Origin of the sequence: Halomonas sp. A3H3 (assembly GCF_000982975.1) — a bacterium.
GTDB classification, from domain to species: domain Bacteria; phylum Pseudomonadota; class Gammaproteobacteria; order Pseudomonadales; family Halomonadaceae; genus Vreelandella; species Vreelandella titanicae.
This window is the reverse complement of record NZ_HG423343.1, coordinates 1,442,983-1,469,197: the sequence shown is the minus strand read 5'-3', so window position 1 is coordinate 1,469,197 and position 26,215 is coordinate 1,442,983. Positions and strand designations below refer to the sequence as shown.

Genomic DNA, 26,215 nt, shown 5'->3' with positions numbered 1-26,215 from the left:
CATGACCGCAGCTATTAAAACCGACAAATTGAAACGCTTTAAAAACCTTGAGTTTATCCTTGGCGTGCTGCTTGTGGGCGGTATTGGTTTAGCGGTGATCTTCTCCGGCTGGCTATTTCCCGGAGGAGGTTCAGAGCTTAACTTAGCCTACCGTTTAACGCCGCCGCTGGTGGAGCCTGGCTTTCCCCTGGGCACGGATCCATTAGGCCGGGACGTGCTCGCGCGGGTGATTATCGGCGGTGAAATCTCGCTAAAAGTTGGGGTCTACTCCGCCCTTGGGGCGGTGGTGATCGGCATCATTATGGGGTTGGTATCCGGCTACTACGGCGGGTTCCTGGATATGATCGTGATGCGCTTTGCCGACGTGCAGCTCGCGCTGCCCTTTATTCTGCTGGCGATTACTTTTATCGCCGTGATTGGTGGCGGGCTAACCAATATGATTATTCTGCTGATTATCTCCCAGTGGGTGCAGTACGCGCGCTTGGTGCGCGGCTCGGTGCTATCGCTGCGCGACCGCGAATTTATTCTGGCGGCCAAAGCGATTGGGGTGAAAGATATTCGTATTCTGTTCCAGCATCTGTTGCCGAATCTGATTGGCCCCGTCATCGTGCTGATGACCCTCAATGTGGCCAATAATATTCTGCTTGAGAGCAGCCTGACCTTTTTAGGCTTGGGCGTGGATCCAGTGATTCCCAGTTGGGGCGGCATGCTGGCGGAAGGGCGTACCTATCTGCAAACGGCGTGGTGGGTTAGTGTGTTCCCTGGCTTGGCTATTCTGTTAACCGTGCTAGGGCTGAACCTGCTGGGTGACTGGCTTCGGGATGCCTTGGATCCCACCGGACGCACCTCCTTATGACCAACGATCCCCGTATCGAGATCTTGTTAGAGCGCTCGTTTCCACGCACCACGCGATCTTTGCTTGATGAGTACGCCACGCCTGCCTATCAAGGCTATCAGTTGGAGGCGTGGGTCTTCGACGATGAAAGCGAACGCCAAGCCACAGAAACGGCCTTCAAGGCTGCTGGTATTAGTGCGCGCCTGCGCAGTGCCTATAAGCCCCTGGTGCACTTCTTTTTAGAGGAGTTCTCGTGGGCGTCGCTGCGGTCGCTGGTAATTGAGTACCCGGTGTTAGCACATGCGCCGCGCCGCTTTCTGCTGGAAGCCTACCCGCTGGCGGCGCTACTTCCGCAAGGTGTAGCGCTACGCTGGGAAGAAGTTGATGCTACGCCTGCCACTATTTCAACCACTATTTCTACACCTCTTCATTATCGCGTTCGTGTGGAGCGTAGCACTGGGGAGCGGGAAACGTATTGGGTTGATGCACCTAACCGTCAACATTTAGATCATGTAGATGAAGCACAGTGCTCACCCTGTGGCTGGCTGCGGCTCACCTCTCCCAATGGCGAGGTAAGCGAGTCAATTGTTGAGACGGACTATGAAGCGCTGTTTCAAGCGGCGATGGCGACGTTATCCTCAACCCAGTGGCAGACAGCATCGCCCTACTTTGAAGAGCTCAACTTTACGGTGCAGTTGCCCTGTAGTGACCGCCGTTTAGCGTTGGACGATGAGCATATCAGCCTTGCCGAGGCGCTCCATGAAGAGCTCTATTTCTCAGCGCTGGAGTATTTTCAGCGCCGCGCAGGTTTGGCGCTGGGGGATCGATCCATTCAGCCGGGGCAGATTGTGCCGGAAGTCTCCTCTCAGGGGGAGCGAGCCTATTTAAACGTCAGCCTACGGCCTTTGGATGCCTCCCAACTGCCGCGGGCCGAGGTCGAACTGGAGAGCGCTCAGCAGGCCATCGGCGTTGAACAAATAGAGGTGTTATTGGCAGCGCTGGGTGGTCAGGCGTTACAGGCCAAGACACGAGCGGGGAGAGCGGTAGAGGCGCGTTATATCGTCGGCAGTGACCGCGCCGTTATGATCAGTGCGGGGCAGCATGCCAACGAAACCTCCGGCGTGGTGGGGGTGTTGCGTGCTGCGGCGCAGCTTAGCGGTGAGCCTGAGGCCCACTTCGTCATTTCGCCGCTGGAAAACCCTGATGGCTACGCATTGCAAGGCCGGCTCGTCGCCACTCAGCCACGCCATATGCACCACGCGGCGCGCTATACCGCCTTTGGTAATGACCTCCAGAGCCAGCCGCTTGGGCAGCCATTTGAACATGCTATTCGTGAACAGGCATTTGCTTTCAGTAATGCCGGACTGCATATCAATCTGCACGGCTACCCGGCCCATGAGTGGACGCGGCCGTTAAGCGGTTACGTGCCCCGCGGCTTTGAGATGTGGACGATTCCCAAGGGCTTCTTTTTGATCCTGCGCCATCAGCCAGGCTACGAAACAGCCGCCGAGCAGTTGGTGGAAGCCGTTACCCAGCAGCTTGCGCAAGTGCCTGGGCTGGTCGAATTTAATGCCGCGCAAATTGCGTTATTTGAGACTCATGCAGGAGCGTTAACCTTCCCGATGTTGAACGGCTTCCCCTACCTAATCTCGGAAGATGCCAATCAATTAACGCCATTGATGCTGATCACTGAATACCCTGATGAAACCCTAACCGGCGAGCCCTTTGTGCAGGCGCATACCGCGCAAATGGCAACGGTGGTGGCGGCCTATAAGGCCTTTCAAACGCTCTTATTGAATGCTTAATCTCAATGACGGCGAGACTGTCAAAATAGCATCGCACTGATACAATGGATAAATGAACAGTGCTTTCGCGACACCTACCGCCTCCCTTGATGACCCCTTCTATTACCTGACGAACTTTCGCTTCGTTTTGGCCTGGGTGGGGGAGCGCCACGCTGATTTGCTCGCGGCAGACGAGCTCGCTTTTCTTGAACAGTTTGAGAGCTTACCGCAAGCCTCCCAAGCGCTGCTGGTGCGCATGGTGATGCGCAAGGGCGAGCTGTTTCGGCTCAGCAAATTAAGCTACGCCGAGGTGGGCGACAGTGCCAGCGCCATGGCGCCCTTGATGTCGCTAGGTTGGGTCGATAGTGAATCGGTGCTTAGCGTTGATGAGCTGTTTAACCAGCTACGCTTGGCCGAACTGCGCCAGGCGTTGGTAGCGGAGATACGCGCTGCCGGGCTGAGCGCCTCAAGCGCTAAAACCGTGCTCTACGACACGCTGGCGAGCCAGCTCAATGAACCCAAGCGGTTATGCCAGTGGTGGCCCGAGGCAAACGATCCAGTTCTGCGGCTAACAGTCATGGAAACCTGCGACCGCCTGCGCCTGATGTTCTTTGGCAACCTGCGCCAGGACTGGGCCGAGTTCGTGTTAACCGAGCTTGGCCTCCAGCGTTTTGAAAGTGTGCCCTTCACGCCAGAGTCCCGCGCTTTCCAGTCGCGCCATGAAGTGGATACGTATTTAGCGCTCCATCGTCTGCGCCAACGTCTGGACGACGGCGAGCTGCCCGCCGATCTATTCCCTGAAATGCCACCGCCTGCGGATAACCGCTGGCTAGCCACACGGCGCGCGCGGTTACTGCTCCAGTTGGGCCGTGAGGCAGAGCGTAGCGGAGACGCAGCGCTAGCGCTGAGACTGTATCGCGAGTCCGCCAGTAGCGAAGCGCGCATTCGGCAGTTACGTGTGTTGGAGCGCCAAGGCGAACACACCGCGGCCTTTGAGCTGGCGACCCAAGCCCTTAATAGCAGCCCCAACGAAACCGAGCACCAGGCGCTGGCGCGGATTCTGCCCCGCTTACGGCGGCGGCTTAAATTGCCTGCTGAGCCGAGCGACCCCGAACCCACTCATGAGCGCTGGGACTTATCATTGCCTGGGCCGCAGTGGGTCGAACGCGCCGTGGTCGAGGTACTCAGCGAGCCTGGGGCGCCGATCTACTACGTGGAAAATGCGCTGCTGACCGGGCTGTTTGGTTTGCTCTGCTGGCCAGCGATTTTTGCTCCATTGCCGGGGGCCTTCTTCCACCCCTTTCACCATGGCCCGGCGGACTTGTACCGTGAGGACTTCGTGGCGCGACGGCGAGACGCCTTCGATGCTTGCCTTGCGCGTCTGGAGGACGGCAGTTACCGCGAAGTGATTCGTTCGACCTGGAGGGAGAAACACGGCCTGGCGTCTCCCTTTGTGCACTGGGCGATCGTCGATGAACCGCTGGTTGAGCTGGCGTTGACGTGCATTCCCGCCGTGCACCTACGCCTGTGCTTTGAGCGGTTGCTGGGGGATCTGAAAGCCAACCGGGCCGGGCTACCGGATTTAATTCAATTTATGCCCGATGCGCCCGTTGGCGAGCCACGCTATCGGATGATTGAGGTCAAAGGCCCCGGCGATCGGCTGCAGGATAACCAGCGCCGCTGGCTTACGTTTTTTCACCACCATGCCATGCCCGTGGCGGTGTGTTACGTGAGCTGGTCGACTGGCGACGAGCCTGAACCATGAGCGCGACCTATCGCGTGGCAGTGCGCGCGCTGTGCGACTTCACTGCTCGGCAGGGGGATCTCGATCACCGCTTTACCCCGGCGCCCAGTGCGCGCGAAGGGATGGAAGGGCATACGCTGGTGACCAGCCGCCGGGGAGAAGACTATCTCGCTGAACTGCCCCTGTCGGGGAAGTTTGAAGGGCTGATAGTTACCGGCCGCGCCGATGGTTTCGACCCCACGGCCAACCGCCTGGAGGAGATCAAAACCCACCGTGGCAGCCTGGAGCGCATGGCGGATAATCAGCGCGCCCTCCACTGGGCGCAGGTAAAAGTCTACGGCGCGTTACTGTGTGCTGAGCGTGCGCTGGAACAGGTTACCTTGACGTTGGTTTATCTGGATATTGCCAGCGGCAAAGAGACCCTGATCAGCCAGGAAGCCACTGCCGACGAACTCCAGGCGTTCTTTGCCGAGCAGTGCCAACGCTTCCTTGCCTGGGCAGAACAGGAGGCCGGGCACCGTCAGGATCGCGATAGCGGTCTGCAGACCCTGCGCTTTCCCCATGCTGCGTTTCGCCCCGGCCAGCGCGAACTCGCTGAAGATGTTTACAAAGCTGCCAGCACCGGGCGCTGCCTGCTCGCCCAGGCGCCCACCGGTATTGGTAAAACCATGGGCACGCTGTTTCCGATGCTTTCGGCCATGCCCCGCCAGCAGCTCGATCGGATCGCCTTTCTGACCATGAAAACCCCTGGCCGCCGTTTGGCGCTGGATGCCCTGGCTACACTGCGCACTAGTGATGAAACACTTCCTCTGCGGGTGCTGGAACTGGTGGCGCGGGAGAAAGCCTGCGAATACCCAGATCGCGCCTGCCACGGCGAGTCGTGCCCATTGGCCGCCGGCTTTTATGATCGCCTGCCTGCAGCACGCCAAGCGGCGGTGGATCAGGGATGGCTGGATCGCGACGCGCTGCGCGAAGTGGCGTTGGCCCACGATGTTTGCCCCTATTATCTCGGCCAGGAGCTGGCGCGCTGGGCGGATGTGATCGTCGGTGACGTCAATCACTGGTTCGATAGCCACGCCCTGCTGCACGGTTTGGCCCAGGCCAACGATTGGCGAACGGGCGTGCTGGTCGACGAAGCGCATAATCTGATTGAGCGCGCCCGCGGCATGTACAGCGCCGAGCTCGATCAGCAGCGTTTCAACCGGGTTCGCCGTGCTGCGCCCAAAGCGCTCTCCCGGCCCCTGGGTCGTTTGTCCCGCCAATGGCAAGCGGTGATTAAAGAAGCAGGGCTGGAAGAGGAGGGCGACCCCAGGAAACCGACCTACCGGCTGCTTACGGCATTGCCCGACAAGCTAGTCACCGCTGCCCAACAGGTGGGCGCCGCCATCACTGACCACCTGGGTGAGCACCCCGAAGATGCCAGCCTGGAACTACAGGAATTGTTATTTGAAGCGCTGGCATTCTGCCGCCTGGCGGAGCGCTTTGGTGAGCACTCCCTGTGTGATCTTACCCGCTATGGGCGCGGTCGGGCGGTGTTGGGGTTACGCAATCTGATACCCGCCGATTTTCTGGCCGCACGGTTTAACGCGGCCCACTCAGTGGTGCTGTTTTCGGCGACGTTAAACCCTGCCCACTACTACCGGGACCTGCTGGGCTTGCCAGAAAACACGGTATGGCGGGAAGTGGCATCGCCCTTTACCGCGTGTCAGTTAGAGGTGCGTATACGCACGGATATCTCCACGCGTTTTCGGGATCGGGACGCCTCTATCGATCCTATCGTCGCGACCATGGCGCAGCAGTATCAGCGCAAATCAGGCCACTATTTAGCGTTCTTCAGCAGCTTTGCTTACCTGGAGGCAGCGCTGGCGCGGTTTCGCGAGGCGCACCCGGAAGTACCCGTTTTCAGCCAAACCCGCGGGATGCCGGAAGCGCAGCGCGAGGAATTTCTGGCGCGCTTTGCACCCGTCGGAGAAGGCATCGGCTTTGCGGTGTTGGGCGGTGCCTTTGCAGAAGGCATCGACCTGCCCGGCGACCGATTGATCGGAGCCTTTATCGCCACCTTGGGACTACCGCCGTTTAACGACTTTAACGAAGCGCTTAAAGCACGACTAACCGCCCGCTTCGGCCAAGGTGACGACTATACCTACCGCATTCCCGGCATGATCAAAGTGGTGCAGGCCGCAGGTCGCGTTATTCGCAGTCCAGAAGATCAAGGGGTTGTGGTATTAATGGATGATCGTTTTGCCCAGGCCAGCGTACGTGCGCTATTGCCACGTTGGTGGACGCTGGGAGATATCCACCCCTAACTTAGGATCCTAACGCGAACCATGACAGATCTACTCTGGTACCAGTATGCGCTGATTGGGCTAATTTTTGCCTGGAGCGGTTTTGTGCGAACCAGCTTGGGCTTTGGCGGTGCCGTGCTGGCACTGCCTTTCCTGCTTTTGGTCGTCAACGAGCCACTGGTATTCTTGCCGATTATTGCCATTCACCTGCTGATTTTCTCCAGTTGGATCGCCTGGAGTGGGCATCGCCAGCTACAGCAAGCGGGCGTGGGCACCACATCGCCAGAGAGTAATATCGATTGGGGTTATTTAACCAAAGCCTTGAAAATCATGATCATCCCCAAGCTGATTGGGGTAGTGGGGCTGTTAACGCTGCCCGCACAAGTCATGACCAGTATCATTTTCGGCATTGTGATCATCTATGCCATTGGCTATGTATTGAATAAGCCGTTCAAAAGCAAGAACAAGTACGTGGACTACGTGCTGCTGGCGCTTGGTGGGTATGTCAGCGGTACGTCGCTGATTGGCGCGCCGTTGATTGTGGCGGTATTCGCCACTCACGTCGCCAAAGAGCAACTGCGGGATACCATGTTTGTGCTGTGGTTTATCCTGGTGATGATCAAGATGGTCTCGTTCCTGATTGCAGGCGTGGATCTTCAGTTAATTCACCAGCTGTGGCTGCTGCCCTGTGCCTTTATCGGCCATTTGGTGGGCGAGAAAGCCCATCGCTATATGCTTAAAGCGAACACCGGTCTGTTCTTTCGTGTGCTGGGCGCGGTGCTGATTCTTGTCAGTGTCGTGGGGTTGATTCACCCGCCCGCGTAAGTGCTGATGCTCAAAGCTGGCTGTCGGCTTTGAGCGTTGTCTTGCCCAGAATGATCAGGACAACGGCTAGCAGGCCGCACACGACTGCCATGCCGGTAAACACGTTACGCAACGACTCCAGCCAGATCACCGCCGGGGCGACCACCACCGGGGAGATAAACTGGCCAAAAAAGAAGGTCGAGGTAAAACCGCCAAATACCCGGCCCCGTACTCGCTGAGGAGTGATCCGCATCAGCCACGTGGTGGTATTGGGCATGAAGGCGCCAAGGCCAAATCCGGAGATCGCCGCACCCACGATTGCCATGGCGTAACTCTGGGTGAAGCCCACCACCAAAAAACCGGCTGCCGCCAGGAAAAAGCCGAGCACATAGATTGTCATCACCGACAGGAACGGCTTGTAGTAACCATAGCAAAACGCCACGATGCTGGCCGTCAGGGCTGCCATCGAGAGCGCCACGCCGATCGCCATGCCGCTAATCTGGCCCTGTTTGGAAAGCAGAAAGGGCAGCTGCGCGGGAAACATATAAAACATGGTCATGCTGATCATGGCGATCAGGTAAGCAAGAACGGTACGCCCGTAGTCCACCGTTACCGGCGCATCGCTTGTATCGCGGCTGGCACCATCACTGGATTGAGGCTCTTGGAGAATCGCCCAGGCATAGGGAAGCAGCAGCACACCGGTCATATAGAGTAAAAACGGGCCGCGCCAACTCCAGTCGGAAAGTAGCCCGCCCAGGTTAATAAAGATTACCCCGCCCAGCGCCATGCAGCTGCTTTGCAGCCCCAAAAAACGGGCGCGTTCGGAGCTGTCAAAATAATCCCCCACCAGCGTGGTGCTGATACTGAGAATACCGGCTACCGCAATCCCCATCAGTGCGCGGGAGCTTAATAGCAGATCCACGCGATCAATGAAAAAGCCCGCGCCCCCCGCAAAACCGTAGATGCCCAGCATCATCAGCAGCAATTTCTTGCGCCCAAACCGGTCAGCAAGATAACCCATCAGTGGACTGAACAGCGTAATCATCAGCGCAGGCAGGGTCAGAATCAGCTGGATCACTACCTGGGGCTGGTCGGGAAAATGGCGGCTGATGCCCGGCAGTGCGGGCGCGATAATTGCCCCCGACATCACGGTCATGGTGCTGGCAAACAGTAGTACGGCCTTAATATGCGTTAATTGGCTAATAGTCTTGTCCATATCAAGAGGAGGGGAGAGAGTGAAGAGCACAAACGCTAATCGTAGCATGTTTGTTAGCGTGCTATGTTTGTGTTTTTTACCTTCTACTTCTCAAGCAGTAAGGTTCGGCTACGAACCGTTAAGCGCTATGGGAAGAACCGACGGGGTAGCGGTCATCTTCATATTTCTTGATGAGCAAGGAGAGTCCCTCAAGCTCATTAGCCTCTGGAGTACCAGCATCTGCGGCCCATAGCTCTTCTAGGCGAGCAAATGCACGATCAGGATCGGCATCGTTATGGATAGGCTGGATATTCATCATACAGTCTCCGCATTTACTTGGTCGTACTGTTGATGTGTGCCAACAAATCTAATCCAAGCAATCTGCTGCGCTTATTCTATGAACCCAGGTCGAAAGCTATTTTTCTTAGCCGTCACCCTAATCCGTATACATCTTCGTCAACTCATACCAATTCGTCGTATAGCGCGGGCTTCGATTCGCGCAGCGCAGATGCCAGGGGGCATTCTTTTCCGGTAGCCCTAGGCTTACCGTTCCCTTCCCCATCTTTTCGTTTAACACATCCATGGTGACCATGAGCTTGTAGCTGAATTGGCGTTTTTCTTCCGTTTGCGGTGTGCCCGTTAGGCTGAGCTGTTGGCGGTTCTCGTCAGTCAGGTCGATCTCTTGTAGCCGTACTTGGGCCGATAGATCTTGCGCAGTTTAAAGGGGGAGGCAGGCTAGGTGTTGGGCGGTGCAGGTGAGGCATTACATTGCGTAACGTTAAATTACTTGTTTGCAACTTAGCCAAACTTTGCCATATTGAAGGTGTCGCCTAATAGCACGCGTTGCGAGAACGCTTCGCCAGAATAATGCGGCAATAAAAACCCTCGGCTATTTGGAGTAGCCGGGGGTTTTGTTTTGCTTGGGTTATGCGCCTTTGCGTGCTCTGGCCAGTTCGGCCATGGCGACGCGGGAGAGAAAGCCCGAGCGGGTTTTGTCGCCGGGGTGGCTGGCCACAAAGTCGTCAATTTGCTTAACCAGTAAATCAGGTAATGTGACGTTGATCTTGTGGCTTTTGCCCAGATAGGGGGTCAGGTCGATATCCACCACCGCCCAGATCCAGCCGGCGTATTCAGGGTTGTCCATGTGGTGCTCAATAGACGTTGCTTCGGGAATGGGGTCGCCATAGTCCACGGCTACTTCCAGCCATCCTTCGATCGCTGCTTTCACATTGGCTAACGCCTCTTCAAAGGTGTCACCCGCTGAAAAGCAGCCGTTAAGATCGGGTACTACGACGCCATAGGCGTGCTGTTCGTCGCCGCGCTCAATTGCAATGGGAAACAACATACGTTGATCTCCTTTATGGGGGGCAGCAGTGGCCAACCTCATAAGAAACCGGCGCTTTTTCTGATTGCTCTTACCAAGCCCGTTTTCAAATCCTTTTTAGGATGTGGCACGGTGACCGTGCCGGGCTTGGTAGGGTGCCTGAAGTGGTGGTGGCTGCCGTTGACTCTGACCAACTCCCAGCCATCTTTCTTCAGTTCTTTTATCAGTGTTCTGCTATCCACCTCCTGCCCCTGTGCTGTTAATTATTGGGGTTACTATAACCCCAAGTTTAAAAAGGGTCAACTTCTATAACCCTGATAACCCCAGTTTACTCAATGGGTGGTTCCGTCGATTATCCGGTGATTGTCGGTGTAAGAGATCTTTTACAAATCTTGTCGGCAATGGCTTACATCAATGGGGGCTTGAGGAGCTGGCTATGACGCTTGGATGCGCGAGCTGGAAGGAGCCAGCTTTTCTGTAAGGAGACGGATACCAAAGACCATCGGCCATTGGATGGCCGGGGATTATGTTTTTAAAACAGGGCATTGGGAAAATGAAGCGGCTGAATTGCTTAAACAGAAAGTTCGTGTTCGATAGCGGTGGTTACAAACTGATTAAGGCTTTGTCCTTTGTCCTTTGTCCTTTGTCCTTTGGTCGTGGCGGCGTCGGCGGCGTGTTTGTGCAGTTCTTCCGGTAGACGCACCTGAAACTTGCCAGAGTAGGACTTGGTGGGTTTAATGCCGCGCTTTTGGCATTCATCCAGAAAAATACGCAGCGAGATTTTGCCTTCGTCGCGTAGCCTGGCAACGCTATCGGCGTAGAAATCGGCCCCGCCGCTTAGCTTAATGCATTCGCCACGGAACATTTCAATGTCGGGGTCGTACTGGATGACGGCGCGATAGCCGTCAATGATCATGATGTTATTCATGGCGTCTCTCCGTTCTCTTCTAACCATTTGCGTATGCTGGCCACAGCGCCCTTATCGGTATCCGGTGATGGGTGCGGGCGATGAAAAACACGCACTTCATCAAACAATACAACGGCTAATGCGGTCAAAGAACCGCCCTTGACGCGCTGGCTCTGCGAGCGGATTCGGATTTCAAACCAGGCGTAGTGGCCACCGTTCGAATTCTGGCGTAGGCGGTAGGTGAAGCGGGTGAGCTTTTGCGATGACATTGCCATTAGCTACCTCCCTTCCAATGTTTTTATTTTGCTACCTATTTGCTACCTAGAACCTCTCCCAACAAAAAACGGCCACTTGCTGTATTAGCTAAGTGGCCGTTTTCCGGAATTTTTGGTCGGAATAGCAGGATTCGAACCTACGACCTCTGCCTCCCGAAGGCAGCGCTCTACCAAGCTGAGCTATATTCCGAAGGTTGCCGAGCAATGCTTATCTGTGCTCAACAACGGAGGTGGATCATACTTAGCCAGACGTGTTTTTTCAAGTCCTCGGCGGTGTGATCTAGCAATTTTTATGCTTGGCGATCAACCGCTAAGCGGGCCAACTGGGCCATGCTGTCGCGGTAGGCGCTGGGCGGTAGGGCGTCCAGTTGCTGCAGGGCTTTATCGGCCATCTCTTCGGCGCGCTGACGGGTATAGTCGAGTGCGCCGGTGGCGTGAATAATTTCCAGTACGGCGTCGAGCTGCTCAAGCCCGCCATCGCGAATCACCTGGCGAATCAGCTTGGCCTGTTCCGGCGTACCTTGCTCCATGGCGTGGATCAGCGGCAGTGTCGGCTTGCCTTCGGCTAGGTCGTCGCCAACGTTTTTGCCCATGGCATCGGCGTCGCCCTGGTAATCCAGCAGGTCATCGATCAACTGAAAGGCGAGACCTAAGTAGCGGCCATAATATTGGAGAGCGCGCTCCTGTTCCGGCGTTGCTTCTGCCAGCACAGCACCGCTGTGGGAAGCCGCTTCAAACAGCATGGCGGTTTTGCCCAAAATGGTCTCGAAGTAGTCCTCTTCGGAGATGCTGGGGTTGCCGATGTTGGTCAACTGCAGCACTTCCCCTTCCGCGATGATGCAGGTAGCACCGGAAAGGATCGCCATAATGCGCATCGAGCCCACATCGACCATCATCTGAAACGAGCGGGCGTAGAGGAAGTCGCCGACCAGTACCGAGGGCGCATTGCCCCAGGCGTCGTTGGCGGTTTTCTTGCCCCGGCGCATATGCGATTCATCCACCACGTCATCGTGTAGCAGCGTGGAGGTGTGCATAAACTCTATTAATGTGGCCAGCGGAATATGCTTGTCGCCGGTGTAGTCGAGGGAGCGGGCGGCTAGGAGTGCCAGTAAAGGGCGCAAGCGCTTGCCGCCGCTTTCGGTGATGTACTGGCCGATCGTTTCAACCAGTGGCACTTTAGAATTGAGCTGCTCGACAATTGTCCGATTGACGGCTGCGAAATCATCGGCCACCACGGCATGCAGCGGTGAAGGCGTTGGGCTGTCAGGCTGGGCTGAGGAGACGTTAGCGGTCATGGGATACGTTCATCGCGGCAGATTGAGGCGGTAACTCCCGCCCATAGTGGAGGTCATGCTATGGGGCTGCCTGTTAGGCGTCAAGACACGCGCTGTGGTCACGCTATGATATGCCGTTATAAGGAGATGGTCGTGTCAATTGACAACGGCCTATGGTCTTGTGGTAAGAGAAGATAGTCGTTATAATCCGCGACCCACTCATCTTGCTCCCTGTCAGATGGCTCCAAAAGGGGCGCCACTCGCAGCAGGTCGATAAGAGCACGACTCGAAAGAGCGTAGGAGATGAGTGCCGTTTAACCGTTAGAACGGCATTAACGACAGTCCGGAGAGCGACATGTACGCAGTTATCAAAAGCGGTGGTAAGCAGTACCGCGTTCAAGAAGGTCAAACCCTCAAGCTCGAGAAAATCGAAGTCGCTACCGGCGAAACGATTGAGTTTGACGAAGTGCTGATGGTCGCTGACGGCGATGACTTCAACATCGGTGCGCCGATGATCAGTGGTGCTAAAGTCTCTGCCGAAGTGGTTTCCCACGGGCGCGGCGATAAAGTCACCATCATCAAGTTCCGTCGTCGTAAGCACCACATGAAGCGTCAGGGCCACCGCCAGTGGTTCACTGAAGTCAAAATTACCGGAATTTCTGCGTAAGCGGTCAATTCCCTTAGGAGGATTTTGCAATGGCACATAAAAAGGCAGCCGGCTCCACGCGTAACGGTCGCGATTCCGAGTCCAAACGCTTAGGTGTAAAACTCTTCGGTGGCCAAGCGGCGACTGCGGGTAACATCATCGTGCGTCAGCGCGGCACGCGTTTCCACGCGGGCACGGGCGTAGGCCTTGGTCGTGACCACACACTGTTTGCACTGAGCGACGGTTTTGTGAAGTTTGAGACCAAAGGCCCGAAAAACCGCAAGTTCGTTAGCATCGTTTCTGCCTAAACGGCTAGTGCTATGCTCGCGGTTGCGAGAAAAAAGGCCCCGCTATGGCGGGGCTTTTTTGTCGGTTAAATCTCTTTTCCAATACGCTTTACCAGAATGCTGGGTTTTACCAAGATACTGGTGGGAATAAAGGGTTGGAGAAAAAGTAGTGCATATATTAGGGCGGCGGAAGCGGCCGGGAGAATCCAATGCAGTTCGTCGATGAAGCCTCGATTATTGTTGAGGCGGGCAAAGGCGGCAATGGCTGTCTGAGCTTTCGCCGCGAAAAATATGTGCCCAGGGGCGGCCCCGATGGGGGCGATGGCGGTCATGGTGGTAGCGTTTACCTAATTGGTGACGATGCTCTTAACACTTTGATCGATTTTAAATTCCAGCGCTTCTATAAAGCCCAGAACGGGCAGGGCGGCATGGGCCGTCAAATGAGCGGCAAGGCCGGTGAAGACCTGCACGTCAAAGTGCCGGTGGGTACCACGGTGATTGATGAAGACACCCTGGAAGTCATCGCCGATGTGACCGAAATTGGCCAGGTGGTGCTGGTGGGCGAAGGTGGTCGGCGTGGATTGGGTAACATCCACTTTAAATCGTCTACCAACCGCGCACCGCGCCGTACCACAACGGGCACCGACGGTGATCGCCGCAACCTGCGCCTGGAAATGAAAGTGATGGCCGATGTCGGCCTGCTGGGCATGCCCAACGCGGGTAAATCGACGCTGATTCGTTCGGTGTCTGCCGCCAAGCCCAAGGTTGCCAACTACCCGTTCACGACCTTAGTGCCCAACTTGGGCGTGGTAAAACTGGGTATGCACGAGCACTTCGTAATGGCCGATGTACCCGGCTTGATTGAAGGAGCCTCTGATGGCGCCGGTTTAGGGTTGCGCTTCTTGAAGCACTTAACCCGCACGCGGCTGCTATTCCACGTGGTCGATGTGGCACCGTTTGATGAATCCGATCCGGTGGAAGCGGCGAAGGCGATTGTTCACGAGTTGGGGCAGTTCTCCCCGGCGCTTTCTGAGCGGCCGCGCTGGCTGGTGCTGAACAAGTTTGACCTGCTGCCGGAAGATGAGCGCGAAGAGCGCGCCCAGAAGATTATTCAGGCGCTCAACTGGGAAGGCCCGGTATTCCGTATTTCGGCGATCAGCAGCGACGGCACCGATAAACTGGTTCAGGCGGCTTACCGCTGGTTGACCGAGCAGCGCCGCCTTGAGCACGAAGATGAAGAGGCGTTGGCCCGTGAAGAAGAGATGCGTCGCCGCATGGAAGAAGAGTCGGTTGCGCGTACCGAAGCTCGCCTGGGCCGTCGGCGTAAGCGGGACGATGAAGATGACGAAGATTTCGACGACGATGATTACGACGTTGAAGTCGAATACGCCCCTTAGTGGTATTAAGCGGGTGCATTCGGTAGTCAGCTAAAATCGGTAGTATTCAAAAAGGGGCTGCGTTCGCGCGGCCCCTTTTATGGGCGTCTTATTAAGTTGCACGTGGCTGATTTAGTGGTGAGTATCTGATTTAGTGATGAGTGCCTGATTAAGTTGTTAGCGTCTGATTGAGGTGGGTCGCATGGAAAGTAACGAGCAAATCCTGGGCCGCAGCGCGCTAAGCCGTGCACGGCGGGTCGTGGTGAAGATTGGTAGTGCGCTGCTGACTAACGATGGCCGCGGCCTGGACGAACCCGCCATCGGTGGTTGGGTGGATCAAATTGCCGCTTTGCACCAGAAGGGGATTGAAGTGGTGCTGGTCTCTTCCGGCGCCGTGGCGGCTGGCATGGTGCGTCTTGGCTGGCAGGTGCGCCCCAGCGCCGTGCATGAACTGCAGGCGGCTGCGGCGGTAGGCCAAAATGGCCTGACCCAATGCTACGAGCAGCACTTTGCCCGCCACGACATGCTCACCGCGCAGATTCTGCTTACTCATGATGATCTTTCCAACCGCAAGCGCTACCTGAATGCGCTCTCAGCGCTGCGTACGTTGGTAGAGATGCGCGTGGTGCCGGTGATCAATGAAAACGACACCGTGGTCACCGATGAGATTCGCTTTGGCGACAACGACACGTTAGGCGCGCTGGTTGCTAACTTACTGGAAGCGGATGCTCTGCTGCTATTGACCGACCAGGAAGGCCTGTTTGACGCCGACCCACGGCACAACCCCGATGCCCAGATGATTGCCGAAGGGCGCGCCGACGACCCGCGCTTAGCCGCCGTGGCAGGTAGCGGTGGCGCGCTGGGGCGGGGTGGTATGACCACCAAGGTGCGCGCGGCGCAGTTGGCGGCGCGCTCCGGGGCGGTCACGGTGATTGCCAGTGGCCGCCAGCCTGACGTTATCAACCGGATAATGTCGGGCGAAGCGCTAGGCACGCTGCTGCGTCCTGACCAAGTGCCCATGGCGGCGCGCAAGCGCTGGCTGGCGGGTCAACTGCAGGTGCGTGGTACGCTGGTGCTGGATGCGGGAGCAGTCAAAGTATTGCGCGATAAAGGCTCAAGCCTGCTGGCAGTGGGCGTGCGCGACGTACAGGGCGGTTTCAAACGCGGCGATATGGTGGTGTGCGTGGATGAGCAGGGTGCGTCAGTGGCCAAAGGCTTGGTCAACTATGGTGCTGCTGAAGCCCGCCAATTGGCGGGCCAGCCCAGCCACCAGATCGAAGCCATCCTCGGCTACGTAGAAGCCCATGAACTGATCCATCGCGATAACCTTGTCGTGATATAGAGGCTTCTTCTGGTCGTTTTTCAGTCCCGAATGCGGGGCGGTAGAGGCACTTGCCGGGGCCAGTCATCAGGTACCAAAAATAGCCGCTCGTAGCGTTGTTCATTGTGCTCCCGCTCTGAGAAGCACAGCATCACTTGCTGGGGTGAGCGCCAGGCGTGAACCTTTTCGATAATGGCGGGCAACTGCTCCGCCGCAGGGCGAAAAGCGCTGAGGGGCGGCGGTGCCAACCAGTGAGGTTTTTCCAACCACGCCATGCGCGGCATGGCGGGAAACCGGGCTGCCAGCGCAGGCCAGTCACGTAAGTAGCACCAGGTGCCTCGGCGATGGTCTGCCGTCGCGCCTTCGGGCGCTGGCATGGCGGCGTGCCAGGGGTAGTAAAGTACGCCGGGCATCGCCAACCGCTGGGTTAACTGCTCGCCTAAACGCAGATCAGAAACACCCAGATCCCGTGGCGTTAGCCAATGCGTAAGCGTTTCCAGCGCCGACGCCGTGGTGGAAAGGGGGAGCTGATGACGTCTGAGGTGAGAGCACTTAAGCGCCAGGCTGTCTAACCCGCCGGGGCCAATCCAGCGGCTTTGACTATTGGCTGCCCCAGGCCCTTCGGGCAGCCCCAGGTAGAACTTAATAGCGACTTCTAAATGTATCGGTGCCGGATTGTCGCGGGTTCTATACAGCATATCCAGCTCGCCCAGGGTGTTGCGCTGGCGGGTGATGCGCACGTTCCGGGCGAGCAGCCGTGTATTCGGTGCGTGATCTAACAGCATATGCCACAGGCGTTCGTGGTAATGGCCCAAATTCCTTCTTTACGTATCTGTACGAGAATGTCTGTACGTCAATGTTTATACAATAGTGAATAAACGGCATTCAGCGAATGCGACAGGGAATTTATACCACCCCGATACTTTCCTTAAGCTGACAAAGCTGTTCATCTAACGTTCATGTTGCCTTTGGCATGCTGACCCTATGAGTAAAATCCTACGCCACTTTAAAAAGCTACTGCGCAGCGTCCCTCGTCGCAACGTCACTGGGTTAGCCTTGGTGCTGTTGCTGGCGGGTAGCGCGGTGGGTGACCAGCATTGGGAGTCGCTACACGGCGAAGTGCGCCGCGGTGAGGTCGTGCCGCTCGACACTATTTTGGACTGGCTGGAAGCGCACTATATAGGGGAAGTGCTGGAGGTTGAGGTGGAACGTGAAGGGGGTTATGTCGAGTATGAGATCAAATTGCTTGGCCCCCAGGGCCAAGTTGTCGAGTTCGAGTTTGATGGCCATAACGGCCAATTAATGGCCATTGAAGGGGTGCGTATCAATGATATGCGCCGCTAGCCTGTTGATGTCACTTGCCAAAAAAGGGTAGTTAGCCGATGAAGTGTTTGTTGGTAGAGGACGACCAGGCGCTGGCTCGCGAGCTTAGCCAAGCGTTGCGCGATGGCGACTGGCTTGTAGAGCATGCGGCTAACGGTCAGGATGCCGATTTTCTGGTACGCACGGAAGCCTACGACACGCTGATTCTGGATGTCGGACTACCCGATGGCGATGGCACTCGCTGGCTTTCGGCATGGCGGGAAGATGGTATCGACCTGCCGGTGCTGATCCTTACCGCCCGGGAACGCTGGGCCGATAAAGCCGCGGGTTTTACTGCCGGGGCGGATGACTACGTCACAAAACCCTTTGAGCCCGCGGAAGTACTGTTTCGCCTGCGCGCCCTTGTGCGCCGCAGCCACGGCCATGCCCATCCAGTACTGAAAGTGGGTGAGCTGAGTTTGGATACCCACACCCAGCACGTCACCTTGGCAGGGCGTCCGGTGGGATTAACCGCCCAGGAAACCCGACTGCTGGGCTATTTAATGCACGCCGCACCGCGGGTGGTGAGCCGCACCGAGCTCTCGGAGCACGTTTATGACCGCGACCACGAGCCGGACTCCAACGTGATTGATGTTCAGGTCAGCCGCCTGCGGCGTAAGTTGGGCAGTTGGCGAATTGCCACCCTGCGTGGCCAGGGCTATCGCTTATTAGCAGAAGAGCCCGCTACCGAATGAGTCGACTCAATTCGGTCTGGCCTGAACTTTGGGTAAGGCGCTGGGCAAAGCGCTCTATAAGCCTGCGGCTACTGCTGGCGGTGCTAGTGATGATAGGGCTGGCGCTGCCCGTTGCGGGCACGCTGCTTTCTCATCATTACCGTGCCTCGGCTACTCAGGCCTTTGATGAGCGCCTGGGGGCCACCCTCAACGTCATCATGGCGGGCGTTACCTACGACCGCATAGAGCAACAGCTTGTCCATGACCGGGCGCTGGGCGACCCGCGTTTTGACAATGTCTACTCCGGCTGGTATTGGCAAATCACCGATGGCGAGCAGCATACGTTGGCCTCGCGCTCGCTGTGGGATCAGCGCCTGCCGGTGATTGATAGCGACACTCTTAGCGCTCGCTCGATACCTGGCCCTCGGGGGCAGTCGCTGCGCGTGGTGGAGCGTGATATCTATTTGGCGCCGTTAGAAACGCCGCTACATATTAGCGTCGCCGCCCGGGACGATGTGTTGGCCCGGGACATTGGCGAATTTCAGCGCCTGCTGTGGGGCGGTTTAGTGGGCCTGGGCGTGTTGTTGCTTGGCGTATTGGCGCTCCAGGTACGCTGGGGGCTAGCGCCACTGCGCCGCATGCATGCCAACCTGCATGAGGTGGAGCAGGGGCGCGCCGAGCAGTTAGATACCCGCTTGCCCGACGAGCTGGCAACGCTTGCTGCCTCAATGAACGCGGTGCTGGCCCGCGATCAGCGCTTGATTGAGCGTGGCCGCCATACCGCTGGCAACCTTGCCCATGCGCTGAAAACCCCGCTGAGCGTGATGCGCCTGCAGCTACGCCAGTTGCCGGAAGCGAACCGAGCCGCCTGGGAGGTTGAGCTAGAACGCGTGGATAGTGCGGTACGTCATCATTTGGCACGCGCTTCAGCGGCGGGCGAAGGCGTTCGCTTTGCGCCCATTGATTTACATGCCACCCTGGCGCCGCTGCTCAATGGGCTGGCCAGGCTTGCCCAGCGGCGTGGCATTGAGCTGCGCCAAACCTGGGCGGGTGAGATTAAAGTCCATATGGATGGGCAGGATATTCAAGAGCTGGTGGGTAACTTAATGGATAACGCGCTGCGCTGGGCGCATAGCGATGTGCAGCTACAGCTAGAGAGTGACGGGCAGCAGTTAACCTTGACCGTTAGCGACGACGGCCCCGGTATGAACGAAGCAGAGTGCCAGCAGGCGGTGCAGCGCGGTAAACGGTTGGATGAACAGCGTTCGGGCAGTGGCTTGGGTTTGGCCATTGTGACTGATCTTGTCGCTCTGTATAGCGGCCAACTGCACCTTAGCCGCGCCAGCACTGGTGGGTTAAAAGTCGTGGTGGAGCTGCCCGTCGTCGCTCGTAATCGTCTCGTATAAATAATGGAGACCGCACCGAATGAATCGTACAGATACGCTGCCCGATATAGTCGCCGGCCCCCTATTAAGACGTATCAGCACTACACGGCTGGTACTTTGGCTCGTCGCCACTCGGCCACTGAATATGGCATTAGTGCTGCGCCCAGGGCACGCCGATAGCCAGTCAATCGGCTTAGCGCACCACCAGCAGTGCATCCCCATCGGTCAGCGGGCCTTTATCTACCTAATTGATTGTGAGCTTGAGTCAGCGCTGCCCTGTGACGAGCGCATCGAGTACGACCTGCAGGTGGAAACACAGCAGGGCGAGTGGCGCTCTCTGCCCGAGTGGGCGCCGTGGCTCTGTTATGATGGCGCCGCCTATCCTGCCTTTGTGATTGCATCCCGCCATCACCGCCTGATGCATGGCTCCTGCCGCAAGCCCCATCACGACAGTGCCGATGGCCTGGTGCGCGCCGACAGTTGGCTTGCTGAGCAGCAGTCAGCGCCCACCGAGTGGCCCGCTTGGCTGCTGATGACCGGCGACCAGGTGTACGCCGACGACGTGGCCGGGCCGATGCTACGCGCCGTGCATGCGGTGATTGAGCGGTTAGGGCTGGTGGATGAGTGGCTGGAAGGCGCGACTGTCGACGATAGCCAGGCGCTCTACCGCTCGCCGGATAGCTACTACCGGCGTGCTGCACTGTTGCCGGATGTGACCAGTAACGTGGCGCTGCGCGAGCGCTTTTTTGGCGGTGTCAAAAAGCCGGTGTTTACCTCGGCGAACGCCCATAATCACTTGATGACGCTGGCAGAAATGCTCGCCATGTACTGCCTGGTGTGGTCACCGGTGCCCTGGCAGGTAATTGCCCCTGAAGCGCCTGCCTTAGATGAAAAAGACGCCGAGCTCTATCGTCAGGAGCAGGCGATAATCGATGCCTTTGCTGAAGGCTTGCCCCAATGCGCTCGGGTGATGGCGCACCTGCCCAGCCTGATGATCTTCGATGACCACGACGTTACCGACGACTGGAACCTAACCGCCGACTGGGAGCGCGCCGCCTACGGTCACCCGTTCTCTAAGCGAATTATCGGTAACGCCCTGGTGGCCTATCTGCTTTGCCAAGCCTGGGGTAACGATCCGGATAAATTGAATCCGTTAGTCCACCATGCCTTGACCCTGCTGGGTGATGGCGACCAACCGCTAGTCTGCGCTGAACAGGATGGGCTGATTGAGCGGCTGCTGCGTTTTCAGGGCTGGGAGTTTCAGGTGCCCGGCACTCCCACACTAATCGTGCTGGATACCCGCACCCGGCGCTGGCGCAGCGAACGCAGCCCGCATCGGCCTTCAGGCTTGATGGACTGGGAGGCGCTAATGGAAATGCAGCAGGCGCTAATGGGGGCCAAAAGTGCGGTGATTGTCTCTCCCGCACCGATGTTCGGCGTCAAGTTGATAGAGGGAATCCAAAAGCTGTTTACCCTTGCTGGTAAGCCGCTGGTGGTGGATGCCGAAAACTGGATGGCTCACCGGGGAGCGGCCAATACGCTGCTGCAAATTTGGCAGCACTCCAAAACCCCAGGCAACTACGTGATTCTATCTGGCGACGTGCACTACTCGTTTGTCTACGACATTGTGGTGCGTCATCAGCGCCGTTCTCCCCATCTGTGGCAGATCACCTCAAGCGGGATCAAAAACACCTTTCCCAAAAACCTGCTCAATACCTTTGACCGGCTCAATCGCTGGCTCTACGCGCCGTGGTCGCCGCTTAATTGGTTCACCAAGCGCCGCAAACTAAGCGTTCACCCCCGCGATCCTGACCGCGCCAGCGCGGGTGAACGGCTGTGGAACGCCAGCGGCATTGGCTTAGTAACGCTGGATGAAAAAGGCCACCCTATCGATATCCGACAGCTCGACGCCGACGGTAGCGAGGTGGTCTTTCCGGCGCGGGAGAAACCGCTCATTTAACGTCAGTGTAGCGTCAACTGACTGATGTCCTTGATGATTGTCATTATAGCGTCACAAAAATGACGCACGCTTGCTTGCAGCTTATCAACCAACTCCAGGGAAGGTGACACATCATAGGAACCACCGCTGGTTATTAGGGTGGCAGAATAGGGCAGCAGGCAAATGACCGCACAAGAATCGCAGTGGTTGCAAAAGATTATTGCAACAGAAGAGTTGCACGTGCTCTTTCAGCCCATTGTGGATGCCAGCCAGCAGGCGATTTATGGCTACGAAGCACTGATTCGTGGGCCTAAAACATCGCCGCTTCACTCGCCGTTACGACTGTTTGAAGTAGCCACTCAGGCCGGAAAGCTGGTGGAATTAGATATACTCTGCCGACGGTTAGCCATCTACCGCTTTGCAGAGCTCGATCTGCCGGGCCTGCTGTTTCTTAACGTTATGCCGTTGACGATCGTAGAGCGTGATTTTCGCGAAGGCTTAACGCTTGGCTTTATTCGTGACAGCGGCTTGCCCCCAGAGCGGGTGGTGATCGAGCTCACTGAACACGTGCCAATCCACGACTACGAGCTAATGCGCCAAGCGGTGGATCACTACCGCACCATGGGCTTCCAGGTGGCGCTGGATGACCTCGGTGCAGGTCACTCAAGCCTGCGCCACTGGTCGGAGCTGCGCCCGGATTTCGTTAAACTCGACCGACACTTTATCTCCGGCATTGACCAGGATCCTGCCAAGCGAGAGTTCCTGCGTTCGATTCTCGATGTGGCGCGTAGCCTGGACTGCCAAGTGATCGCCGAAGGGGTGGAGACCGCTGCTGAGCATCTTTGCTTGTGGGAACTCGACCGTGGGCTCGCACTACTACAAGGCTTCTATTTCGCCCGACCCAACCAGCAGCCGCCTTTAGAACTCAATATGGTGCTGCCAGCGAGCACCCAATTAAAAAGCCCTGCGGGTCGCACCACGCGCTCGATTTTACGGGCTACCGATGCCATAACTACGGATTGCGCAGTGCCGTATATCTCCGAGCGATTTCGCCAACAACCCAGTTTGCGCTGTGTGGCCGTGCTGGAGAATGGTAAGCCCGTGGCTGTGGTGCGACGCAACTCGTTTTTAACTCTATTTACCAACCCCTATAGCCATTCGCTTTATGCCAAGCGCCGTGTGCTGGACGTTGCTGATGCACGCATGCTGGTGGCCGAAGCGGATACTCCGCTTGAGATTTTGAGTCAGAAGTTGACCGACAGCCGGGATATTGAGCAAGAGGACTTTGTCATCGTTAACGCTAACGGTGACTACCTGGGGATGGGCAATATCGTTGACCTTTTGCGTGAGATTACCGCGATTCAGGTGCGCCAAGCGCGGCATGCCAACCCGCTCACCGGCCTGCCGGGTAATATCCTGATCAATGAAACCCTGGCGGCTTATTTGGCCTCCGGGCATGGGTTTGCTGCGGCCTATGTTGACTTGGATAACTTTAAAGCCTTTAACGATGCCTATGGCTACGCCCGAGGTGACCACATCATCATTTCGCTATCGCGGCTGCTGCAAGCACAGGTAGAGAATGCCGGGGGCTTTATTGGCCATATTGGCGGCGATGATTTTATGATGTTGCTGCCGCTTGAGTACTGGGAAAGTGTTTGTCAGCAAATTCTACACTCATTCGAGGTGATGGCTCCGGGCTTCTATGAAGAGGCTGACCGCCTTCAGGGCGGGATTCACATCGAAAACCGTCAAAATAGAATGACGTTTTTTCCCTTTGTGAGCGTCTCGATTGCGGTAAAACCCATCCATGATACGACTACCTGCCAATCGCTGGATATCGCAGGCGAGCTTTCTGAGCTGAAGCACCAGGCGAAAAAAATTCCCGGTAACAGCCTGTTTGTAGAGCGCCGCGGTCACGAGGCTTTTCAAGCTGTAGATTAACTGTCCTTCGCCAAAACGTCACGAAGTGGTCATATAAGTGCCCCATTTTTGTCATCTGGAGTCGTCAGGATGTTGTCATCTTTTAATAACTCTACAGAACGCTACAGGTGACCCATGCAGACATTATCCCTCTCCCGCACGTTAATCAGTGCCGCCGTTGCCAGTGCCTTCGCCTTGGTCGCAGTGAACGCCTCTGCGGATCTTTCATCGCGCTATGTGGATAACGATGGCGATATGGTTGCCGATGTTCCCAGCGACGAGTCACAGTGGGTGGATCCGGATACCTTGGTGTTTGCTTATACGCCGGTTGAAGATCCTGCGGTTTACGCTGATGTCTGGTCTGGTTTTTTGGATCACCTGAGCGAAGCCACCGGCAAAAAAGTCCAGTTCTTCCCGGTGCAGTCCAATGCTGCCCAGCAGGAAGCGCTGCGCGCTGGCCGTCTCCACGTAGCCGGTTTCAATACCGGTGGCGTACCGGTCGCGGTTAACTGCGGTGGTTTCCGCCCCTTCGCCATGATGGCCGCGGAAGATGGCAGTTTTGGCTATGAAATGGAGATCATTACCTACCCCGGAAGCGGCATTGAAGCCGTTGAAGACTTGCAGGGTCGCCAACTAGCGTTTACCTCAGAAACCTCTAACTCTGGCTTCCGCGCCCCCTCGGCGCTGCTGCGCTCTGAGTACGGTATGGAAGCGGGTGAAGATTTTGAGACCGCTTTCTCTGGTTCTCACGACAACTCCATTCTCGGCGTGGTTAACGAAGATTACGACGCGGCGGCGATTGCTAACTCCGTAGGCAAGCGGATGATTTCCCGCGGTGTAGTGAACGAAGGTGATTACGACATTATCTACACCTCACAAACCTTCCCCACCACCGCTTACGGGCTGGCGAATAACCTGAACCCGGAACTTGCCGAGAAGATTCAGGATGCGTTCTTCAGCTACGACTGGGAAGGCACTGCCCTAGAGTCAGAATTCGCCAACTCCGGCGAAGCGCAGTTTATTCCGATTACTTATCAGGAAAACTGGGCGGTTATCCGCACCATCGCTGACGCCAACGGCGTGACCTACGACTGCGATTAATCTTTAAGCAGTACCCCAATACGATCGGCCAGGAGGGCAACCTTCTGGCCGAACCGCTATGTAGATGAGGCACTTCCATGTTGACACTCACCGGCGTTGGTAAACGTTACCCTACCGGGGATCGAGCGCTGACGGATATTGAACTAACGCTGCCCAAAGGCCAAGTGATGGCGCTGATTGGCCCATCTGGCGCGGGTAAAAGCACACTGATTCGCTGTGTGAACCGGTTGGTTGAGCCTACTCAGGGCAGTATTCGCCTGGACGGCACGGAACTGACGAAGCTCTCGGGACATAAGCTGCGTCATGCCCGCCGCTCCATGGGAATGATTTTTCAAGAGTATGCGTTAGTAGACCGCCTAACCGTGATGGAGAACGTGCTTTCAGGTCAGCTCGGTTATGTGGGATTTTGGCGCAGCTTCCTGCGCCGCTACCCGCAGGAGGCTGTGATTGAAGCCTTCCGTCTATTGGAGCGAGTGGGGTTGCCGCATGCCATCGATAAACGTGCCGATGCCCTGTCTGGCGGCCAGCGCCAGCGGGTGGGTATCGCCAGGGCGCTCCTGCAAAGTCCTAAGCTGTTGCTGGTGGATGAACCCACCGCCAGCCTTGACCCAAAAACTTCGCGCCAAATCATGCGTTTGATTCGTGAGCTGTGCGCAGAGCGCGAACTGGCGGCGATCATCAATATTCACGACGTAGCGCTGGCCCAGCAATTTGCTGACCGCATTGTCGGCCTGCGGGCGGGTGAAATCGTCTTTGATGGCCTTCCCAGCGAACTCACCAGTGAGATCCTCACCACGATTTATGGTGAAGAGGACTGGGACACCACGCCTGAGCCAATGGACGAAGAAGTCAGCGGCGATGAGACGACTAACACTGCTCCGATTAATCCTCCCTACGCGCGGGTGATGTCGTCAATCGAAGCGGGGGCAGCACGATGAGCGAGCAGGCACGCCAGCAGGCGGCGCAGCGCGGTCAGTGGCGGCGACTACCGCTAATTGAAAGTCCTCGCTTGCGCTGGGGGCTTGCCATTGGTGCAGTGGTGTATCTGTTTTTAGCGCTTGCCTCGGTAGAGGTGAACTGGGAGCGGGTGGCGGAAGGCGCAGGCCGGGCGGTTAATTTTTTAGGCGCCTTTATGCAGCCTGACTTTGTCAGCCGCTACGACGATATCGTCGCGGGCTTGCTGGAAAGTTTGACCATGACGCTCACCTCCACGGTATTGGGTGTACTGCTGGCGATACCCGTGGGTTTAGGGGCAGCGCGTAACATTTCACCACTGCCGATCTACTTTGTGTGCCGCGCGATTATCGCCGTTTCGCGCACGTTCCAGGAGATCATCATCGCGATTCTGTTTGTGGTGATGTTCGGCTTCGGGCCCTTTGCGGGCATGATTACTCTGGCCTTCGCGACGATTGGCTTTATGGCCAAGCTACTGGCGGAAGATATTGAAGATTTGGATTGGCGGCAGGTAGAAGCGGTACGCGCCACGGGCGCCAGTTGGTGGCAAACCATGAACCACGCCGTGCAGCCCCAGGTCATGCCGCGTTTGATCGGGCTCTCCATGTACCGTTTGGATATCAACTTCCGTGAGTCCTCGGTGATTGGCATTGTCGGCGCAGGCGGTATTGGCGCCACGCTGAATACCTCGCTGAGCCGCTATGAGTACGACACCTCCGCGGCGATTCTGCTGATTATCATCGCCATCGTGCTGCTGTGCGAGTACAGCTCAAGCCATGTCCGCCGCTGGACTCAGTAAACGCTGATTCAGTAACTGCTGGAT

26 protein-coding genes and 1 tRNA gene are annotated in these 26,215 nt (G+C 57.0%); 17 read left to right on the top strand and 10 right to left on the bottom strand.

Going from position 1 to position 26,215, the window contains the following annotated elements:
• The first annotated feature begins 1 nt into the window (after position 1).
• Genes HALA3H3_RS06410 through HALA3H3_RS06390 form a run of 5 tightly spaced genes read left to right on the top strand, consistent with a single transcriptional unit; the run spans position 2 to position 7,473 of the window.
• Positions 2 to 856 (top strand): ABC transporter permease, encoded by an 855-nt coding sequence (locus HALA3H3_RS06410; RefSeq protein ID WP_009287872.1) that lies wholly within the window; start codon positions 2 to 4, stop codon positions 854 to 856.
• On the top strand, positions 853 to 2,640 hold the full coding sequence (locus HALA3H3_RS06405) for a M14 family metallopeptidase (protein WP_022520771.1): 1,788 nt from the start codon (positions 853 to 855) through the stop codon (positions 2,638 to 2,640). Before HALA3H3_RS06410 ends, HALA3H3_RS06405 begins: the two co-directional genes overlap by 4 nt.
• Before the next feature lie 52 nt (positions 2,641 to 2,692).
• Entirely contained in the window at positions 2,693 to 4,384 is a 1,692-nt protein-coding gene (locus HALA3H3_RS06400; RefSeq protein WP_022520770.1) for a VRR-NUC domain-containing protein, read from the top strand.
• On the top strand, positions 4,381 to 6,669 hold the full coding sequence (locus HALA3H3_RS06395; protein ID WP_022520769.1) for an ATP-dependent DNA helicase: 2,289 nt from the start codon (positions 4,381 to 4,383) through the stop codon (positions 6,667 to 6,669). The genes HALA3H3_RS06400 and HALA3H3_RS06395 overlap by 4 nt, the downstream gene beginning before the upstream one ends.
• A 21-nt stretch (positions 6,670 to 6,690) precedes the next feature.
• Positions 6,691 to 7,473 (top strand): sulfite exporter TauE/SafE family protein, encoded by a 783-nt coding sequence (locus HALA3H3_RS06390; protein ID WP_009287879.1) that lies wholly within the window; start codon positions 6,691 to 6,693, stop codon positions 7,471 to 7,473.
• Between the two features lie 10 nt (positions 7,474 to 7,483).
• On the opposite strand, the gene HALA3H3_RS06385 is transcribed toward HALA3H3_RS06390, so the two are convergent.
• From HALA3H3_RS06385 to ispB, 9 genes are all read right to left on the bottom strand, one after another.
• Positions 7,484 to 8,716, bottom strand: coding sequence for an MFS transporter (locus HALA3H3_RS06385; RefSeq protein WP_022520768.1), 1,233 nt, complete (start codon positions 8,714 to 8,716; stop codon positions 7,484 to 7,486).
• 70 nt (positions 8,717 to 8,786) lie between these two features.
• On the bottom strand, positions 8,787 to 8,966 hold the full coding sequence (locus HALA3H3_RS06380; protein WP_022520767.1) for a hypothetical protein: 180 nt from the start codon (positions 8,964 to 8,966) through the stop codon (positions 8,787 to 8,789).
• Between the two features lie 117 nt (positions 8,967 to 9,083).
• Positions 9,084 to 9,239, bottom strand: coding sequence for a DUF4113 domain-containing protein (locus HALA3H3_RS27825; protein WP_022520766.1), 156 nt, complete (start codon positions 9,237 to 9,239; stop codon positions 9,084 to 9,086).
• A 333-nt stretch (positions 9,240 to 9,572) separates the two neighbouring features.
• Positions 9,573 to 9,992: a type II toxin-antitoxin system HicB family antitoxin gene (locus tag HALA3H3_RS06375; protein ID WP_022520765.1), complete on the bottom strand. Its 420-nt coding sequence runs from the start codon at positions 9,990 to 9,992 to the stop codon at positions 9,573 to 9,575.
• Positions 9,993 to 10,030: 38 nt separating this feature from the next.
• A complete protein-coding gene (locus HALA3H3_RS26010; RefSeq protein ID WP_082116825.1) occupies positions 10,031 to 10,213 on the bottom strand; it encodes a type II toxin-antitoxin system HicA family toxin in 183 nt (60 codons plus the stop codon).
• Positions 10,214 to 10,542: 329 nt separating this feature from the next.
• Positions 10,543 to 10,899, bottom strand: a complete 357-nt coding sequence (locus HALA3H3_RS06370; protein WP_022520764.1) for a type II toxin-antitoxin system HicB family antitoxin — start codon at positions 10,897 to 10,899, stop codon at positions 10,543 to 10,545.
• Positions 10,896 to 11,153, bottom strand: a complete 258-nt coding sequence (locus HALA3H3_RS27085; RefSeq protein ID WP_022520763.1) for a type II toxin-antitoxin system HicA family toxin — start codon at positions 11,151 to 11,153, stop codon at positions 10,896 to 10,898. Before HALA3H3_RS27085 ends, HALA3H3_RS06370 begins: the two co-directional genes overlap by 4 nt.
• Positions 11,154 to 11,266: 113 nt before the next feature.
• Positions 11,267 to 11,343, bottom strand: a tRNA-Pro gene (locus HALA3H3_RS06360).
• A 100-nt stretch (positions 11,344 to 11,443) separates the two neighbouring features.
• Positions 11,444 to 12,448, bottom strand: coding sequence for an octaprenyl diphosphate synthase (ispB, locus tag HALA3H3_RS06355; protein WP_022520762.1), 1,005 nt, complete (start codon positions 12,446 to 12,448; stop codon positions 11,444 to 11,446).
• 334 nt (positions 12,449 to 12,782) lie between these two features.
• On the opposite strand from ispB, the gene rplU reads away from it, so the two are divergent.
• From rplU to proB, 4 genes are all read left to right on the top strand, one after another.
• On the top strand, positions 12,783 to 13,094 hold the full coding sequence (rplU, locus tag HALA3H3_RS06350; protein WP_022520761.1) for a 50S ribosomal protein L21: 312 nt from the start codon (positions 12,783 to 12,785) through the stop codon (positions 13,092 to 13,094).
• A gap of 29 nt (positions 13,095 to 13,123) precedes the next feature.
• On the top strand, positions 13,124 to 13,381 hold the full coding sequence (gene rpmA / locus HALA3H3_RS06345; protein ID WP_008957069.1) for a 50S ribosomal protein L27: 258 nt from the start codon (positions 13,124 to 13,126) through the stop codon (positions 13,379 to 13,381).
• 188 nt (positions 13,382 to 13,569) lie between these two features.
• Entirely contained in the window at positions 13,570 to 14,757 is a 1,188-nt protein-coding gene (cgtA, locus tag HALA3H3_RS06340; protein WP_022520760.1) for an Obg family GTPase CgtA, read from the top strand.
• Positions 14,758 to 14,938: 181 nt separating this feature from the next.
• A complete protein-coding gene (gene proB, locus HALA3H3_RS06335) occupies positions 14,939 to 16,078 on the top strand; it encodes a glutamate 5-kinase (RefSeq protein WP_022520759.1) in 1,140 nt (379 codons plus the stop codon).
• Between the two features lie 20 nt (positions 16,079 to 16,098).
• Here the strand turns inward: proB and HALA3H3_RS06330 are convergent, their stop codons facing one another.
• Positions 16,099 to 16,872, bottom strand: coding sequence for a DUF1853 family protein (locus HALA3H3_RS06330; protein WP_022520758.1), 774 nt, complete (start codon positions 16,870 to 16,872; stop codon positions 16,099 to 16,101).
• 169 nt (positions 16,873 to 17,041) lie between these two features.
• Between HALA3H3_RS06330 and HALA3H3_RS06325 the strand changes: the two genes are divergently transcribed.
• The 8 genes from HALA3H3_RS06325 to phnE all read left to right on the top strand — a co-directional run bounded on the left by HALA3H3_RS06325 (position 17,042) and on the right by phnE (position 26,191).
• Entirely contained in the window at positions 17,042 to 17,401 is a 360-nt protein-coding gene (locus HALA3H3_RS06325) for a PepSY domain-containing protein (protein WP_022520757.1), read from the top strand.
• Positions 17,402 to 17,439: 38 nt separating this feature from the next.
• Complete coding sequence (locus HALA3H3_RS06320) at positions 17,440 to 18,114, top strand: response regulator transcription factor (protein WP_022520756.1); 675 nt, start codon at positions 17,440 to 17,442, stop codon at positions 18,112 to 18,114.
• Positions 18,111 to 19,499, top strand: a complete 1,389-nt coding sequence (locus tag HALA3H3_RS06315; RefSeq protein ID WP_022520755.1) for a sensor histidine kinase — start codon at positions 18,111 to 18,113, stop codon at positions 19,497 to 19,499. The genes HALA3H3_RS06320 and HALA3H3_RS06315 overlap by 4 nt, the downstream gene beginning before the upstream one ends.
• Before the next feature lie 19 nt (positions 19,500 to 19,518).
• Complete coding sequence (locus tag HALA3H3_RS06310; RefSeq protein WP_022520754.1) at positions 19,519 to 21,438, top strand: alkaline phosphatase D family protein; 1,920 nt, start codon at positions 19,519 to 19,521, stop codon at positions 21,436 to 21,438.
• Between the two features lie 162 nt (positions 21,439 to 21,600).
• Positions 21,601 to 23,358: an EAL domain-containing protein gene (locus HALA3H3_RS06305; RefSeq protein WP_009287888.1), complete on the top strand. Its 1,758-nt coding sequence runs from the start codon at positions 21,601 to 21,603 to the stop codon at positions 23,356 to 23,358.
• 114 nt (positions 23,359 to 23,472) lie between these two features.
• A complete protein-coding gene (gene phnD, locus HALA3H3_RS06300; RefSeq protein ID WP_022520753.1) occupies positions 23,473 to 24,438 on the top strand; it encodes a phosphate/phosphite/phosphonate ABC transporter substrate-binding protein in 966 nt (321 codons plus the stop codon).
• A gap of 77 nt (positions 24,439 to 24,515) precedes the next feature.
• The gene (phnC, locus tag HALA3H3_RS06295; RefSeq protein WP_009287890.1) at positions 24,516 to 25,376 is read left to right on the top strand and encodes a phosphonate ABC transporter ATP-binding protein; all 861 of its coding nucleotides are present in this window, start codon (positions 24,516 to 24,518) and stop codon (positions 25,374 to 25,376) included.
• The gene (phnE, locus tag HALA3H3_RS06290; RefSeq protein WP_022520752.1) at positions 25,373 to 26,191 is read left to right on the top strand and encodes a phosphonate ABC transporter, permease protein PhnE; all 819 of its coding nucleotides are present in this window, start codon (positions 25,373 to 25,375) and stop codon (positions 26,189 to 26,191) included. Before phnC ends, phnE begins: the two co-directional genes overlap by 4 nt.
• Positions 26,192 to 26,215: the final 24 nt, after the last annotated feature.